Raw genomic sequence first — 15,376 nt, 5'->3', positions numbered from 1 at the left:
TCGTGGCCGGCTCTCAGCCGTCGGGGGGGCGCCTGGAAAGGTCGAGATTGGTGCGCATTACCCGATCGGCCAGAAAATCCCCGACCGCTCTCACGCGCGCCGAGGCCACAAGATCGGCATGGGTGACCAGCCAGACCTTGTTGCTGAACAAGCGCTCCGACGGAATGACGGGAACGAGATCGTCTCCAACTGCTAGGAAATCGGGAATCACGGCCAGGCCCAAACCGGCCCGCACGGCTACGATTTGCGACGGCAGGCTGCTGGTGACGAGGGCGATCTTGCAACCGGGATGCTCCCGCTTCAGCCAGGCTGCGGCCGGCATAAAGGCATGGCTGTCGTCCCAGGTGATGAAACGCCGGCCGCCTAGCGGTTCTCCCTCGACATAGGGATGGCGGTCGAGATAGGCCCGGCTGCCATAGACCGAATAGGTCATGCGTCCGACACTCCTGATCGTCAGATTGCCGCGGGTCGGTCGAACAACGCGTAGCGCGATATCGGCCTCGCGCCGACCAAGTTCGGCGGCAACCGTGCTGGTGATGATCTCGAGACAGATGCCGGGATAGCGCTCGCAGAAGGCAGGGAGTGCCGGGATGATCAGATCGGTCGCCAGATTTTCCGATGTCGCAAGCCGCACGACGCCCTGCGGATCCTTGTCGAGGCCGACCGCGCCGCGCTCTAGGGCCAGGATGCTATCTTCGACCTGCTCGGCATGGCGCAGCACCTCCCGCCCCTCATCCGTCAGGAAATAACCGGTCTGATGGCGCTGAAACAGCGCCACGCCGAGATCGTCCTCCAGTTCGACAATGCGTCGGCTAACCGTGGATTGGCTGACCTTGAGTTCCGACGCGGCCTGGGTGAGGCTCGCGGTGCGGGCAACAGTCAAGAAATAACGAAGGTCGTTCCAATCCATGTGCAGCCTTTCATGTCGTGGCGCCCGTCCGGAATCGCATATCGTCGATAAGCCGTACGCACCAATAGCTCCGAAATCGCCGCTAGGACCAGCCCGCAATTCACGAACGGGTCGCGATGAACCGCCATGCCGCAATGGCTGCCACACGATGGGGCGCGGCTTGGCGCGCGTAATCCTCGGTTTCAGTGATCCGGCGCAGATCCGAAAGGCTGCGATAGCGCACGATGACGATGTCGTCCCAGCTTTCCTGTTCGAGCGGCACAAGGGTCAGGAGCTGGCTGCCCGCATGAACCAGCTCATATTCGATCCCAAGCCTCGCCGCGATCTGGCCGAATGCGCCGGCGTAACCTTCGTAGTAGGCGGCACGCGCGGAGGACTTCCTATCCGCAAAGCCGTCCGGGTAGAGCGGGCTCTTCCTGAAGGTCAGGAGGTTCACCATGACCACGGGGCCACCCCCCAGCCGCTCCACCGCCTCGTTCAAAAGATGCTCGGGCAACTCGACATCCTGCATACTTTACCTCCTGACATTTTCCGTCATTTTGTCATCAGTTGACAATTTTTGTCTAAATGTCAAGGTAAGGCATGGACGCCAGAGCTGAAAAAGAAGACCATATCCTCGGGGCTGCAGAGTATGTTTTCGTGCGTTACGGTTTCGCTCGCACAACCATGGGCGATATCGCTAAGGCGGCCGGGATGTCCCGCCCGTCTCTTTACCTCCAGTTTAGGGACAAGGAAGCGATCTTCAGCCGCGTCATCGAAAACATGGACGCGCAGGCGCTGACTAAGATCAGGACGGCTACGGCGAAGATTGGCCCGCTCGACGAAAAGCTGCTTCACGCCTGCACGAGCTGGGGCATGCATGGCGTCGAACTCGCGGCCGCGTTTCCAGATGCGGCCGATCTCTTCGATTTGCAATTTCCCGCCGTCCGCCAAGTCTATCGAAACTTCCAGGCTCTGGTCGTAGAGATCCTCCAGGCGAGCGTGGAGAGCTGGCCGATACCCGCTTCGCCCGAGAATTATGCTCTGACGCTCACCTATGGCATGCGGGGCTTGCGCTACGCCGCCCAGGATGTTGAGGATATGCGGCGCCTTATCGGGATTCATGCAGCGATCTATAGCAAGTCGTTGGCAGCCCAGCCTTAGTCGAGTTCTCGTGCAAAAAGCACTGCAAGAGCCGCCACAGCTTCATTTTCTGGTCAACGGCGCAGTCATTGGGACCGCACCCATGAACGCGGATCTGGTACTCGCCGACCGCAGGCTATGCATGATGTCAACGTTCGCACTCCTGTTCTCTTTGCGCGGGCAGCAATTTCAAATCTCTCGTCCGACGTCCGGATCATCTCTCTCGGCCCTGGCGGAGCGTGATGTTGACTATCAGAGAAGCCTCACCTCGCTTGGACGCTTTGGCAAACCCCGGGGAAATCGCCAACGCAGTCGCTTTCCTGGCTGGTCCTGATAAACGGCGCAGTTCTCAGCGTAGACGCCGGCTTTAAGCCTAACGGCCCTTTTTCGGAGGTCGGCCTTTGAAGATGTCCGTCGCTCACCACCGCGCGTCGACTGGCGCCAGATAGGATCCACCGGGCCTCGGCGCACTTCCAACACTGAGCACGGCCGTAAGAAGAGACCTCGTCTGCGAACGCGTTCGTCGGCAAAACGACCAGCCTTGAGCAAGCCGTCGATGCGATGTTCAGAGGCAAAACCAAGGGAATCAACACGATGATCGTTACGGGCAACCCTAGAGTCCCCCTGCACTTGCAGTCGACTTCCCGCGTGCCTGGGCAGGACACGGTCCGGGAAGCACAGCAGGGGAAAGCAGGTGGAAATCCCCCGTCTGTTTCACTTGATCCTCGATATGGCTCGAAGCTCGCGGACGCGCTGTGGTTGATGGAGAGCAACGGCGTTGTGCTGGACCAAAAGCCTAATCGCACCGCTCTTAGCAAAGACGAAGAGCCCGACGCAGCTGATGAATTCCTGAAGGTGTCCAACATGACGCCAGCTGAACGTATCCGCTATTTCTTCCTGAAAGAACGCGAGCTAACCGAAGACAAGCTAGCTGCAATGGGCCTGAAGGATCGAGAGGCAATCGAGCAGCGGATCAAAGACCTTATTCTTAATCAACTCGGTTTGGAAAACGAAGACGGTAAGCCTGGCGATGCCCCTCAGCCCTTACCAGAAGGGGATCCCGTACCTCTGGACGCGACCCCGTAAAGGCCAGAGTTCCTTCGCAGATAGTTCATCGCAGCAACGCTTCGATCACTGCTCAAGGACGGCGGCGACCGGGCTGCGCCATCCTGTAGGCGAAGCGTCACCTGGAAGTGTTCCGCACTGCCCGGGTGTTGGTGGAGGCGCCCTACGTTACTGTTTACGAGCAAAGCCCGACACCGAGGACGGGCCTGTTCATACAACCGAGATCGTCCGAGTGGTGGATGGACGGCGCAATCTTTCCGCTTTGTTTTAAATCATTGAGACCAGGAGCAAGGTCCGAACGCCTTGATTCGAACCAGAAAGACGCTAATGGGGGCGGTGCGCCGGTAGAGAATCTGGCAGCTGCTTATCAGCTCGGTTCGCCACCACAATCGCCATTGTAGTTTGTCGGCAGCTTCGCTTGCGAGGACGCTGTCGGCACCTATGCTTGACCGGTAGCGTCTCTGATACAAAAAAGCGTGAAGCCGCTTTGTTCGCCGTTCGGACTAAGGGCGAGCGGCCATGACGAGGCGGATGAGGCCCGCGCGGCGGCTGACACCCATCTTCGCGAAGATCGCAGATAGATGCTTCTTGATGGTGTTCGGAGAAACCCCCAGCGCGCTCGCCATCTCCGCGACGGTGTGAATGTCCAGCGCGGCCTGAAGGACACGCGTCTCGGAGGGCGTCAGGCCATAAAGGATCGCACAGGCCTCAATTCCGGATTTCGGCACGGTCTCCGCGCGGCGCACGAACAGTGCTGCGCGCGCCGACCGACCGACCCGCTCGAAGGCGGCTTGCGTTTGCGAACGCGGCGCCAGTTGCATCAGAGAGGCGATCCATTCGTCGCCCTGACTGTCGATCAACTTGATCAGTGCAGGACGATCTTGAAGTAGTTGCTCCGGCTGGCCGCCGTCGCCCGACAATCCCTCGCGGAGCAGGCGATGGGCGTTTGGGTCGGAGAGCGTTAAGCCGAACGCGTCGTCGCGGACGATGTCGCCCCTGGTTAGAAGAGATTGCGCATTCTCGTTGGTCCAGGTCACTCGGCCGCCCGGATCGAGAATGAACACACCGGCCTCCACCCGGTTCAATGCCGCTTCCAGCGAGAGAATACGCTTTTCCTGTCTGCCAAATTCGCGGCGGATTATAGCGGAGCGTTGCAGATGCGGCGCCAGCCTCTTCAGCCTCACCCGCAAGGTCTCGTCGACGAGGCCGTAGCCATCGCCAGTAATGACCGTGAAAGCCGCGGCGCTGGCCTCGTAGCGTTGAATGTTGAAGATAGCGGCGTCCAGAAACCCTTGCGGGGCTGCCCATTCACGAAAGAAACGGCTGGCTTGAAACTCTTCCGAGGGAACGAGATCGCGGCTCGAAAACACGTCTCCGGGTTTAATAAAGATCGACGCTGGGTAGGTGGGATTGAGGGTGACGAATTTCTCTCGATACAAGCGGAGGAACTCTGGCGCGATCCCCCAGGAATAGACAGTCTCGCCGACGCCATTGGTCGCATCACGCCAATAGATGCGAGAAGCGGTGCCACCAGTATAGTTACAGATCTTCTGTAGCGTTTCCGGCCAAATCGTCTCATCGAGGATAGTATCGTAGATCAGTCCGATGATCTCCGACAGCCCGTCCAGCTCCGATGTTGAGGGTTTCATACAAACGTTCCGACGTGTGACCGACGCTGATCTTTCCTCGAAACGATAACGTGGCGCCAAAATTTTAACAAGCACTACTCGTTCAGGTGATGCGGAACAGGAGTCAGGATGTTCTTCTTCCGATGTTGACGTGTCGACCGTCAAAACAAGAATGCCAAAGAGGGTGTTTTTTTAGGGAACACCGAGAGGGGTGGGCGTGGATCATTTTATCTCAAGCTTCGTCTTCGGGCTGTCGATCGCTATGCCGTTTGGACCGGTCAGCATGATGTGTCTGGAGCAGAGTCTCGTGCGAGGGGTGGGACCTGGGTTGGCAAGTGGTGCAGGCGCAGCAACGACCCATGGCCTCTATGCGACCTTGGCGGTATTCGGCGCTCATGTCTCGGCCGCACCCTTCGCCGGCTTTCAAACGCAATCTCATTTTTTCTCAGGGATGGTATTTGTGTTGCTCGGTGTATGGACGCTATTCCGACATCCTAGGACCCGGGACAACAAGACACCCACCAAAGGGGGACTTAGACCATTTTTCGCCGGGGCGGGGTTGGCACTGGCGAACCCTATGACGCTGCTGCCCTATCTCGCCTTCGCCGGCTCCCTCGCGCTGACCGATCGGATCGGCGGCCTCTTCCACATCCTGATCGTCTGCGGTGTGGGCCTCGCCACGCTCTCCTGGTACTGGACGATGAGCGGATCAGCGTGGCTCTTGCGCCAGCGCCTCCCGAGCCAGCTTCTCACGCACCTCCACCTTATAGCAGGGCCGGCCTTAATCGCGATGGGCATTATGACGGCATTGCGGTAGCTCTCTTGTCGTTCGATGCGTAGCATCGTGATGCCCCGCTTCAGCTTTACTTCGAGAAGTGGCGGGCTACTAAGAGTCTATCGCCACTGAATTCTTCGACGTGCTCTCGCCTCCGCGGCCGCGCCAGCTGACCGACCTCAAGGCGCGCAGAGGTCATTGATGCGCTTTAGAGGTCTTGAAGGGATTAGGATTAGCGGCCCTCATTCAATGTCGGGACCTTCTGCCAAAAATTCATCGAGTTAGAGGCGAGATGGAATGCATTCAACCGAAACTTTTGATAAGTTCCGCCTAAGGGTTCAGCGCGTTGTTGAGGTCATGCAATCCGACCATCAGCATCATGGGGTCGGAAGGAGAAGGCAGGAAGCCGACGGCCTCATAGAAGGCTCGTGCGTCATCTGAAATCGCATGAACGAGCATACCTCGGATGCCGAGTACGTCAGCGGCATTGAGCAGGCGCAGGCCCGCGTCGCGGACCAATGCCCTGCCGATACCACGCCCCTGGTAGGATTCATCAATTGCGAGGCGACCAAGCACGGCGACCGGAATTGGATCAGGCATGTTGCGCCGAAACCGGCCAGGCGCTTCCGGCTGCTTCACGGCGCCGGAGGCGAGTGCGTAATAGGCGATGACGCGGCTCTCGTCGCACACGACGAAGGTCCGCGATGCACCGCTTGCTTGATTAGAACGAGCGCGGCGTCTCAACCAGTCGTCCAGTTCGGCGACGCCGGAATTGAATTCAGCCAGCTCATGATGTTCGGCCAGGGGTGCCGGTGCGCTGAGGGTCACGCCTCATCCCACGGTGCTTTGGTCGACATGGTGCGTGCTAAACGTTCATTGGGCTGCGTGGGTGCATCGAGCCGGGCAAGGTATTCAGCATAGATTTCGGGGCTTACCGCGAAGATACTGCGGTCGAGCAGCACTTCCTCGGCTCGGCGCTCGGACGCTTCCAACATGAAATCCGTACGCGTCTTGCCAAGCAACTCAGCGGCGCGATCGATCAAGTTACGGGTCGCAGGCTTGATGCGCATATTTAGCGGCACGCTTGCGTCCGAGCTTTTGCTCGTGTGTGAGGTCGGCATGGCAAACTCCTGTTTGCATCTATATAGTGTAACGACAATATCTTTACAAGGTCCGTAAAGGCGTTGTCGTTACACACGTGCGCATTCCTAGTTCGCGGCATTTAGCTCATCTAGCTCCGCATGACCTGCAGAGGATCATTGCGGCTCGTCGTGAGCATTACACGCTGTCTTTAGGCTCTCGCGACATAGGTCTCGCGAACATGGAATGGGTTGGCAGACGGACACGGGCCAACTTCACCGTTGTAGTCACCCCATTGATCAGAACAATCTCGCTCAGTCGACTTGTAGGCTTCACCTGCTCGAAACGTGCCATCGCAGGTGACGCTCAGAAATGATATGAATTCGAATGAGGCTGACGGCGGCGCGGCGGTCACATTGATGCTTTCGCTGATCGCTTTTCTGTACGAGCTGATCATAGCGGGCCACAGCATGCTCGTGCAGATAAAGCTGGATCGCCGCAGAAGCATCGACTAGACCTCGTAGCGGGGTCAATCGGCTCGCCGCCTTTCCAGTTCCTGGCTGATCTCCTGCTCCATCTCACCACAGACGGTCTCGTACTCTTCAACGAGATGATGGCGATTGAAATCGCGACGAAAAGCTTCGAGTGCAAGACAGGCCACATCATAAGCCTGGAAAAGATCGAGCAACGTCTCGGGGCATGCAGTGCTGAGCGCTGCCAACTGATGTCGCCTCGCGGGCAGCTTCAGCATCAGGCGACGCAGACCCGAATGTGCCGTCGCCCGACTACTTTCGAATTCGTCCTCGCCCATTTCGCCTGTCCCCCGAAGAGAGGTTAGCACCGCCAGACCTGAAAAGGAGTATATTACGGTAGTCTCTCTACCTAAGGAGGTGGTCCGCGTGCAGGAACTCCGCGGCCTTCACGGTTTGAAGGCCTCCCGACGATCTCAAAGGAGCGGTCGACGCCGTTCCCCGCAACCCGTTTGCGACGAGAAGGACGGCAAGCAAAAGGCGAACGCCAAGACCGAGAGCCGACCACGACGATATCCCGCTGCGCCTGAAAGCCCGCGGTGTTTCACGCCCTTGGTAAGGAGATCGTTGCGTCTCTCCGTCTGGTAGCTTCGTCTCGTTCATGTCGCCTACCCCGATCTTCGCGATTACAGATTATCTGTGTGGTGGGGTCGAGATTTCCACCTTACTCGGCGAATTCTTGAAGCCGCCTTGAGGACAAGATTCTTATCTTTCTATGGGTGTGCCCTTCGAGGCTGATCGCTCCCGAGGCCGTGAGAGTGGTGAACGATCTCGCCACGGCTTCAATTGTCAGTGCGAGGTAGTCGGCCACGTCCCTCCGACACATGAACAGTTCGAACTCCGAAGCTCCAAGCCGCTGGGCCATTTCAACAATGAACGCCGCAACCCGCGCCACAGCGCTCTGTTGTAGCATCGCGAGTTGCCGATTGTGGGCTGTCGCCAAGTCTTTGAAAGCCAAAGCGAGGAGATCGACTGGCAGGCAGGCCGCGTTGGCAGTGGAGTACCGTATGATGTTCGCGTCGCAAATTGCCTCGGCGAATCACGATCTCCTGCTTCCTCCCTCGATCCCGAACCAGTCACCGCAAGAACAGAGGGACAAGATGTATCGCTTTCCGTCCGGCAGGTATCGAAAGACCCTTACGGCTCCGCTTTCGACACGGTAGACGTTGTTCGCGGTCTGCCCTTCGCTGTAAACTCTGTCGTCGGCCGTGTGAAACTGGGGCTTCCCCGCCGCCGTACGCTCGACCGCTTTCTGGTTATTCCGCCCAACGATTGGACGGTTTACAAAGGTTGCTATATTCATCGTGAGACTCCCTGGAGGAGGAGGCTACCAGTCGAGGTACACCGCGCCAACGTGATGGCGAAGACGAGAGCGCGAAATCTAGCGGATTTGATCAGATTGGTCACAGGGTTGAAGACGGAGGCATATCAAGGCGACAATGGCTGGCCTACCAGCAGACGAGCGGTCTCTCTCGCTAGTAGCTACCCTTAGAGGGTATCCCATAATTCCCGAAGCAAGACGGATGATCGTCATCGTAAATGCTGATTTTCCGTAACGCGAAAAGGTTATTTTCCTATCCCACCGCGGGACTGAGGCTGGGTAGGGATAAGCTAGATTGCCGGTTGAAATTGCGCCACGAATCTCGGCTATATACCCAGCAGGCGTCGGCGCTTTGCAACAAATCCCGATGCTTTTACGGCGCTCCGAGGCATTCTCGTCGAGCGCCATTTTTCCGCAATCATTCGTCTATGCCTTCGACCCTGCTATCTTTGATGTTCCGGAATTTGACCGCGAGGCTGCGACATTCTCACTGGAACTTGCGCATTTAAAGGACGACCGAGAGCAAGCACAGCGCGAACGAGCCTACAAAATTTGGCGAACAGAAGGCCGCCAGGGAGGTCGGCATCTCGATCATTGGGTTCGCGCAGACGAGGACGGTGAGGCCGTTGAGACGGAAGCCGCTGAGTTGACTGATGCAAACCAGGCCGCCGATCGTGAATTCAATGTTAAGGGTGACGAAGCCCCGTCACCAATGAATAATAAGCCGCCTTCCGTGGCGAGCGCTGACTGACAAGTAAAGAAAAGCAGGCGAGCTAGTCGTTTGGTTCGCTCCCAGTATAGGCCGTGCCAAGGGATGGTTTCGCACGACGCTCGTATTCACGCTCGTCCAAACTTGGCGTCGGCACGTCAACGGCCGCTCCGGCGACTCTCTCGCACACCCCCACTCATAAGATTTCGGGATTGAAGTATCCTCTCTGCTGGGTAGCTTGGCAGCAAAAGGGGGCCGAAAGGCCGGAATGGGATGGCCTCACGGGGGTGGGCCATCCCATTTCGTCTCTACGCCACGTTCTATCCGCACCGAAGCGGAAGCGCTTGCCGCGCGAGAGCGGTTTCAATTCATAAGACGCAGAGCGCTAAACTGGCTTATCCGGAATCGGTTGACTGTCGGGCTCCTCATCTGGTTCGACATTCGAGGCACCCGCCCACTCATTGATTTGACCCTGCGAGAAAAACGGGCCGATCGGTTCATCGTCCTCATGTTGCAGATAATATGAGCCATGCACCAGGATGACTTTCCAGACCTTGTCGTTGCGCTTAACCGTCCGCATGCTTTACCTTAGATCGCCGCTCCTCTCGGTCATGTAGTTATCCCAGGGTCGGTTTTCACTGTTTGCCTGGCTGGCTCGTCTTGAGTGAAAATCTATATTTTAAACAAGATCGGACCGGCCATAGTGTTCGCCGCGACCACAGCTCAAACTTGGTCGGTCACGTTCCACGTACTGTCATAGAAGGTGACAGCCTGTAGCCAACGAGGTTCGCTACGCCACACTGATGCATGTGCTCTCGGCCGCCAGCTCGATAAACTAAAATCGGAACGGAGCTGAACCCTGACGGTAACAGCAAGCTCCAGCCAGAGCTCTTGAGTAGACTCGAACCGCCGAGTAGGTCTGAACCGCGCCGGCTTTACCGGAGACCGTTTGGTTTAAGTTATGCGGCCAATGCTGGTGCGTCCAGCATGGCATAGTATCGTTCTTCAGCCTCGGCTGGCGGTATGTTGCCGATTGGCTCCAGAAGGCGTCGGTTGTTGAACCAATCGACCCATTCCAGAGTGGCGAACTCCACGGCTTCGAAGTTGCGCCACGGCCCACGTCGATGGATGACCTCGGCCTTGTAAAGACCGTTGATCGTTTCGGCGAGAGCGTTGTCATAGCTGTCGCCGACGCTTCCGACGGAAGGCTCGATTCCTGCCTCCGCTAATCGTTCGGAATAGCGAATTGACACGTATTGCGAGCCGCGGTCGGAATGATGAACCAGCCCGCCACGGTGAACTGGCCGCCGATCATGAAGTGCCTGGTCGAGGGCATCGAGCACAAAGCCCGCATGGGCAGTCCGGCTTGCCCGCCAACCGACGATACGGCGAGCAAAGGCATCGATGACAAAGGCCACGTAGACGAAGCCCTGCCAGGTCGCAACATAAGTGAAATCCGAAAGCCACAACATGTTCGGTGCTGGAGCAAAGAAGTGTCGGTTCACCCGGTCGAGTGGACATGGCGCGGTCTTGTCGCTGATCGTCGTGCGGATCGGTTTGCCGCGAATGATGCCCTGCAGCCCCATTACCCTCATAAGCCGAGCGACTGTGCAGCGGGCGATGTCGTAACCCTCCCGTTGCAACTGTCGCCAGACCTTGCGCACGCCATAGACCTGGAAGTTCTCGTTGAACACCCGGCGTATCTCGACCTTGATGGCAATGTCGCGTCGGGCGCGGGATGACAGACGATCCACGTCCGTGCGCTTGGCGATGACCTCATAATAGGTGGACGGGGCAATCGGCAGCAGTCTGCAGATCGGCTCGACCCCGAGCACCGAGCGGTGTGCATCGATAAAGGAAATCATCGCTTCAGTGGGCGGTCGAGCTCCGCCATCGCAAAATATGCAGAGGCTTTACGCAAAATCTCGTTGGCCTGACGAAGCTCGCGGTTCTCCCGCTCCAGGGCTTTCATCTTCTCCGCAACGTCACTCGGCAAACCCGCACGCTTGCCGCTATCCACCTCCGCCTTCTTCACCCATTCATTGAGCGTATGAGCCGAGCAGCCGATCTTGGCGGCTATGGAAGACACGGCCGCCCACCGCGAAGGATGCTCGGCTTCATGCTCGACCACCATCCGAACGGCGCGGGTGCGGACTTCAGGAGAAAACTTGTTCGTCGTCTTGCTTGTCATAGACCCTACTTCTCACGAGTTGGGGTCTCCGGCAAAGCCGGGACGGTTCAGTCATCTCTCGTCCATCCACGGAACAAAAAGGCCATTTCGGCGCGGCTGCTATATAAAGGTAGTTGTAACGGAGCAATGAACGCGCCGACCAACTGTTGCTGACGTGGAAAGTAAACACCGAAACTGCTTACCAATGATCTCACCATCATTGTCGACACGGAAATGCCTTGCTCAAAGCATCGATCAACAATTCATCGGAGCTTTGCGAAAGCGCGTCTTGGTGGTCATTGAGGTATTGGCAATAGGCTGTTGATAATTGGCTAGCTGTCAGATCCCGGCTTAAGCAGAGCCCTGGCGCGTCATGGACCTTGGGGCCGTCTGCACCGGTCGGGTTGTCAGCCGACCATTTGTCTGCCCATCCGGTAACGTAGCCTGTCACAAAGCTTGGCGTTCGCTGACAAGCATCGTGTAGATCACGACCCGTCCAGTAACTTGCTGCTGCAGTTGCCGTCGATGCAAGGACTCCTGCTGCTGCCAAATAAAACCTCATGTGATCCTTTCCCATTGCCTGTTTTCCTCTCGCAAAGTCAGATCTTACAGCGACGTCCGACGTGTGCCGTCGTCTCTCGGAACAACGAACTGGCTCGGCAGCTCCCAGCAGATGAGCCGGCCGCCGGCTGCTCTTCCCACGCGAAGTTCGCCGGCTTCGATTATTTCCTGACGATTCCCTTCAGTCCGCCCCCGATGAGAAAGGTCACATCCATCAAAGCTATCATTGGGTTGCCCGCGCCTGAAACCGCAAGATAGCGCGGTTGCCAGTGCGGGTGGAACTTCGATTTGAAGGCACGAAGGCCTTTAAAATTGTAGAAGCGCTCGCCGTGCTCGAAGACAGTGCGGCCGATGCGGTCCCAGACAGGGGCTGTTTCGCGTTTCGACATGCCTGAAAGCGGCGCCATGCCGAGGTTGAAGTGCTTGTAGCCCTCCGCTTTCAGGTATTCCATGATCTGCACGAAGAGGAAGTCCATGGCGCCTTTTGGCGCATCGGGCGAGAAGCGCATCAGGTCGATCGTGGCTTCGGACTTGGTTCCGGTGACAAGGATATTGGCAAAGGCAACAATTCGGCCGTCCTTCCTCAACACCCCGATTGGCTGCGAATTGACGTAATCGGGCTTGAAAGCGCCGAGCGAGAAGCCCTTCTCCCGGGTATTATGGTCTTGTAGCCAGGCGTTCGAAACCGCGGACAAGTCGTCGAAAACGGACGTTACCCCTTCCGCCGAGATGACTTCGAAACTCAGCCCATCGCGCTGGGCGCGGCTTGCGGTCTGGCGCAGGTTCGCCCATTTGCCGCCCTTCATTTCGAAGGTGCGCAGATCAGCGACCGCCAGTTCGCCCAGCTTGAAGGCGCGCAAGCCGGCATCGGCGCAATGCGAAAGCAGCGCCGGCGAGATCTGGTAGAACACAGCGCGGCATCCCGCAGCGCGCGCCGCTTCCACGAAACGCCAGACCAGTTCCGGCACGGCATGACGGTCACCGATCGGATCAAACAGCGCGATCCATGAACGCCCCTGCCGGCCATACATGATGAAGGCGTCGCCCTTTTCCGAGAACATGATGGACTTGTCGCCCATGCGCACGAGGTTGGCATCCGCACTATCCTGCTTCCCGACGATCTCGACGGCTCGGCGAACCGCTTCCTCGTCCGCCGGCTCCGGTTTGAAGGCCGCAGGCCGCAACAAGCTGAAAACGGCAATGGCAGAGGAAATGATGGAGATGCCGAGCACCGCACGCAGGCCGCGCGGCGCTTCTGCGGCAAATTCAAACTGCCACCAGAGCTCGTTGCTGTATTCCACATCGCGATAGACGAAGAGCAGGATGACGACAGCTCCGACAATGATCACGGCAATCGCCGTCAGCCAGGATGTCGTCATCGCCTGGTTGAGAAGCGAAGCATGACGGGTGAAAAGTCGGCGACTGACAAAGAGGCCGAAAACCAGGAAGGCCAGGACAGCCGCTTCGACAAGCGCAATCGCTTTCAGCAGCGAAAGCGTCAGGGCAGCAACGGCGGAAAATACCGCCACCCACCACGCACCATCGAGCCGCTGGCCAAGGCCGCGGGCCGCAACGACAAGGGCAAGCCCAAGCAGGCTGGAGAGGAAATGCGCACCTTCGACAATTGGCAGCGGCAGATAGTTGGAGAGAAATTCGAGGTTCTGATCGGGCGTCGGCGTCACGCTGGAAAAGATCAGCATGACGCCCAGAAGCAGCGCCAGTGCCGAAAGAAGCTGCGGCATCAGCCGCCCGCCGATACGCCGCACGCTGGAGGCCGCAGGATGATCCACGAAGCGGCGAAGCTCGGTCGCCGACACCGCAAGGATGGCAACCAGCAGCGGCAAGACGTGATAGATCAGGCGGTAAAGAACCAGTGAGCCGAGAACGGCATCGATGTTCACCGCGCTGCCGAGTGAGGCGATGATGACAGTTTCAAAAACGCCAAGACCCGCCGGCACGTGGCTCAGCACGCCAAGCCCGACGGCAATCGCGTAGACCGCCAGAAACCCCGGCCAACCGATCGCCGTTTGAGGCAGGAGCACGTAGAGCACCGAGGCGGAAGCCGCGATATCGAATGCGGTCACCAGGAACTGGCGCGACCAGGTGCGCGAATCCGGCAGGCGAAGCGCGATCGAACCGATTTCGATCACCCTGCCCTCGCGACCGACAATCATGAGAGAGCCGAGGATCGCCAGGATGACCGCCGCGACGATCCGGAGCCACAGGCCGCTGACATTGATCAGCGGCGCAATCTCATCGGCGATGACGAGCAGCGCGATTGCAGCCACAGCCGCAAGGCCGAGGCCGAAAGACAACGTCACGAAAGCAATGATCCGGCCGATATCCTCAGGCGAAATCCCAAGCCTCGTATAGGCACGGTAACGGATCGCCCCGCCTGACAATGCACCGAAACCGGCAGTATTGCCGACCGCATAGGCGCTGAAGGCGGTGAGCGCGACATGCGGAAAAGGCAGCCGCTTGCCGATATAGTCGATGGCGTTGAGATCGTAGAAAACGAGTGCCAGAAAGCTCAGCGCCGTGAAGAGCAAGGCGAGCAGGATCGAGCTTGGCCTTGTTGCCGCGAGGGCTTCGACGACGTCGTCATAGCGCACCTCATCGGTCAACTGCATGATCGCGTAGCCGACAAGGCAGAACAGGGTCACCGTCGCAGTTGCCACGAGCTGAGTGCGATAACGACGGAGAAGGGCCCGAAATCCGCCGACATCTTCCCGTTGCATTTCTTCCAAATCGTTCGGACCCACCATGTTACCACCAAGAATGGTTGCCTACCGCAGCGCCGGCATGAGCTGACCTTTCATAGATCCGCCACCACTATCTCTATCAATGGACAGATCGACTGATGACGCGATGGGGATAGGCGGCCTTGAACTGCGCCATCATTGCGCTGGCTTGTTGCAGCACACGCTCGGCCTTTTGTGGATCATCGCGCGCCAGTTCGTCGGCATTGACGCGCATTGCCTCTGCCATGCTGGCGGACATCATGGCAAAGCCTCTTTCGCCATGAACCAGCGCCTCCTGTGAAGCTTTTTCAAGCCACCGCGCGAAATCAACGATGATCTCTTCTCGTTCATCGATGCCAACGCTCTTGATGATACTGATATTCTCTTCCATGCAGGTGTTACTCCAACACAACCGGCGCACACCGAGTTCAACGTCTCGAGCGGGCAATGAGCTAGGAAGATAAAAAATCGAATTCAAGGGTTCATTGAAGCTTGAATTCGCCCTCGACACGACGCCATTCGTTCGGCCTAATCAGCCGCTGGTGTGTATAGCGCACCGAGTGCAGTGGTCCGTCGAGGCTGGCCTTCCAAAAGTGGAGGAACTTGTGCATCTCAGGGAAATCCGGGGCAAGATCGTAGTCCTGCCAAACGTAAGTCTGCAGGACGGATTCGAAGTCGGGAATGCGATAGAGGATATGCGCGGTGGTCAGTCCATAGCCGTTGAGCTGACGCTCCAGGTCCGATGAGAATTGCATGCTTCATCT

18 protein-coding genes and 1 other annotated feature are annotated in these 15,376 nt (G+C 58.0%); of the genes, 4 read left to right on the top strand and 14 right to left on the bottom strand.

Features of this window, described 5'->3' with window-relative positions; genetic code table 11:
- Positions 1 to 13 precede the first annotated feature (13 nt).
- Both FHT93_RS33540 and FHT93_RS33535 read right to left on the bottom strand, forming a co-directional pair.
- Positions 14 to 910, bottom strand: a complete 897-nt coding sequence (locus FHT93_RS33540) for a LysR family transcriptional regulator (RefSeq protein ID WP_112547241.1) — start codon at positions 908 to 910, stop codon at positions 14 to 16.
- Between the two features lie 100 nt (positions 911 to 1,010).
- On the bottom strand, positions 1,011 to 1,421 hold the full coding sequence (locus FHT93_RS33535) for a hypothetical protein (protein ID WP_112547240.1): 411 nt from the start codon (positions 1,419 to 1,421) through the stop codon (positions 1,011 to 1,013).
- A gap of 71 nt (positions 1,422 to 1,492) precedes the next feature.
- On the opposite strand from FHT93_RS33535, the gene FHT93_RS33530 reads away from it, so the two are divergent.
- Entirely contained in the window at positions 1,493 to 2,053 is a 561-nt protein-coding gene (locus tag FHT93_RS33530; protein ID WP_112547239.1) for a TetR/AcrR family transcriptional regulator, read from the top strand.
- 573 nt (positions 2,054 to 2,626) lie between these two features.
- Positions 2,627 to 3,118 (top strand): hypothetical protein, encoded by a 492-nt coding sequence (locus FHT93_RS33525; RefSeq protein WP_162710217.1) that lies wholly within the window; start codon positions 2,627 to 2,629, stop codon positions 3,116 to 3,118.
- A gap of 482 nt (positions 3,119 to 3,600) precedes the next feature.
- Here the strand turns inward: FHT93_RS33525 and FHT93_RS33520 are convergent, their stop codons facing one another.
- Positions 3,601 to 4,746, bottom strand: a complete 1,146-nt coding sequence (locus tag FHT93_RS33520; RefSeq protein WP_183851291.1) for a helix-turn-helix transcriptional regulator — start codon at positions 4,744 to 4,746, stop codon at positions 3,601 to 3,603.
- Positions 4,747 to 4,942: 196 nt separating this feature from the next.
- Here FHT93_RS33520 and FHT93_RS33515 point away from each other — a divergent pair, with 196 nt between their 5' ends.
- Positions 4,943 to 5,542 (top strand): LysE family transporter, encoded by a 600-nt coding sequence (locus FHT93_RS33515; RefSeq protein WP_183851290.1) that lies wholly within the window; start codon positions 4,943 to 4,945, stop codon positions 5,540 to 5,542.
- A 288-nt stretch (positions 5,543 to 5,830) separates the two neighbouring features.
- Here FHT93_RS33515 and FHT93_RS33510 read toward each other — a convergent pair whose 3' ends face one another.
- The 5 genes from FHT93_RS33510 to FHT93_RS35790 form a co-directional block, all read right to left on the bottom strand.
- A complete protein-coding gene (locus FHT93_RS33510) occupies positions 5,831 to 6,328 on the bottom strand; it encodes a GNAT family N-acetyltransferase (RefSeq protein ID WP_018114727.1) in 498 nt (165 codons plus the stop codon).
- On the bottom strand, positions 6,325 to 6,621 hold the full coding sequence (locus tag FHT93_RS33505; protein ID WP_018114728.1) for a DUF1778 domain-containing protein: 297 nt from the start codon (positions 6,619 to 6,621) through the stop codon (positions 6,325 to 6,327). The genes FHT93_RS33510 and FHT93_RS33505 overlap by 4 nt, the downstream gene beginning before the upstream one ends.
- Before the next feature lie 488 nt (positions 6,622 to 7,109).
- The gene (locus FHT93_RS33500; protein WP_018114730.1) at positions 7,110 to 7,391 is read right to left on the bottom strand and encodes a hypothetical protein; all 282 of its coding nucleotides are present in this window, start codon (positions 7,389 to 7,391) and stop codon (positions 7,110 to 7,112) included.
- A gap of 383 nt (positions 7,392 to 7,774) precedes the next feature.
- Positions 7,775 to 8,023: a helix-turn-helix domain-containing protein gene (locus tag FHT93_RS35795; protein WP_018114731.1), complete on the bottom strand. Its 249-nt coding sequence runs from the start codon at positions 8,021 to 8,023 to the stop codon at positions 7,775 to 7,777.
- A 126-nt stretch (positions 8,024 to 8,149) separates the two neighbouring features.
- The gene (locus tag FHT93_RS35790) at positions 8,150 to 8,413 is read right to left on the bottom strand and encodes a cyclic nucleotide-binding domain-containing protein (protein WP_018114732.1); all 264 of its coding nucleotides are present in this window, start codon (positions 8,411 to 8,413) and stop codon (positions 8,150 to 8,152) included.
- A 313-nt stretch (positions 8,414 to 8,726) separates the two neighbouring features.
- On the opposite strand from FHT93_RS35790, the gene FHT93_RS33490 reads away from it, so the two are divergent.
- Positions 8,727 to 9,182 (top strand): DUF2934 domain-containing protein, encoded by a 456-nt coding sequence (locus tag FHT93_RS33490; protein WP_246715764.1) that lies wholly within the window; start codon positions 8,727 to 8,729, stop codon positions 9,180 to 9,182.
- 343 nt (positions 9,183 to 9,525) lie between these two features.
- Here the strand turns inward: FHT93_RS33490 and FHT93_RS33485 are convergent, their stop codons facing one another.
- The 6 genes from FHT93_RS33485 to FHT93_RS33460 all read right to left on the bottom strand — a co-directional run bounded on the left by FHT93_RS33485 (position 9,526) and on the right by FHT93_RS33460 (position 15,367).
- Positions 9,526 to 9,720 carry a hypothetical protein gene (locus FHT93_RS33485; protein WP_018114734.1) on the bottom strand — a complete coding sequence of 65 codons (195 nt, stop codon included), beginning with the start codon at positions 9,718 to 9,720 and terminating at the stop codon, positions 9,526 to 9,528.
- Positions 9,721 to 10,099: 379 nt separating this feature from the next.
- Positions 10,100 to 11,331 (bottom strand): IS3 family transposase gene (locus tag FHT93_RS33480; RefSeq protein ID WP_183851289.1). Its coding sequence is split into 2 segments (ribosomal slippage): positions 10,100 to 11,040 and positions 11,040 to 11,331, totalling 1,233 coding nucleotides; the frame shifts between segments, so codons are not numbered across the junction.
- Positions 10,931 to 11,047 (bottom strand) — a sequence feature (AL1L pseudoknot). Its footprint overlaps the gene before it by 117 nt.
- 196 nt (positions 11,332 to 11,527) lie before the next feature.
- A complete protein-coding gene (locus FHT93_RS33475) occupies positions 11,528 to 11,887 on the bottom strand; it encodes a Rap1a/Tai family immunity protein (RefSeq protein ID WP_162728590.1) in 360 nt (119 codons plus the stop codon).
- Between the two features lie 145 nt (positions 11,888 to 12,032).
- The gene (gene mprF / locus FHT93_RS33470) at positions 12,033 to 14,636 is read right to left on the bottom strand and encodes a bifunctional lysylphosphatidylglycerol flippase/synthetase MprF (RefSeq protein ID WP_183851288.1); all 2,604 of its coding nucleotides are present in this window, start codon (positions 14,634 to 14,636) and stop codon (positions 12,033 to 12,035) included.
- Positions 14,637 to 14,712: 76 nt separating this feature from the next.
- On the bottom strand, positions 14,713 to 15,003 hold the full coding sequence (locus FHT93_RS33465; RefSeq protein WP_183851287.1) for a hypothetical protein: 291 nt from the start codon (positions 15,001 to 15,003) through the stop codon (positions 14,713 to 14,715).
- A 91-nt stretch (positions 15,004 to 15,094) separates the two neighbouring features.
- Complete coding sequence (locus FHT93_RS33460; protein ID WP_113114900.1) at positions 15,095 to 15,367, bottom strand: aspartate-semialdehyde dehydrogenase; 273 nt, start codon at positions 15,365 to 15,367, stop codon at positions 15,095 to 15,097.
- Between the last annotated feature and the right edge of the window lie 9 nt (positions 15,368 to 15,376).

The organism is Rhizobium sp. BK379 (genome assembly GCF_014193955.1).
Taxonomy (GTDB): domain Bacteria; phylum Pseudomonadota; class Alphaproteobacteria; order Rhizobiales; family Rhizobiaceae; genus Rhizobium.
The sequence above is the reverse complement of the archived record's forward strand: the minus strand, read 5'-3'. Positions and strand labels throughout refer to the sequence as shown.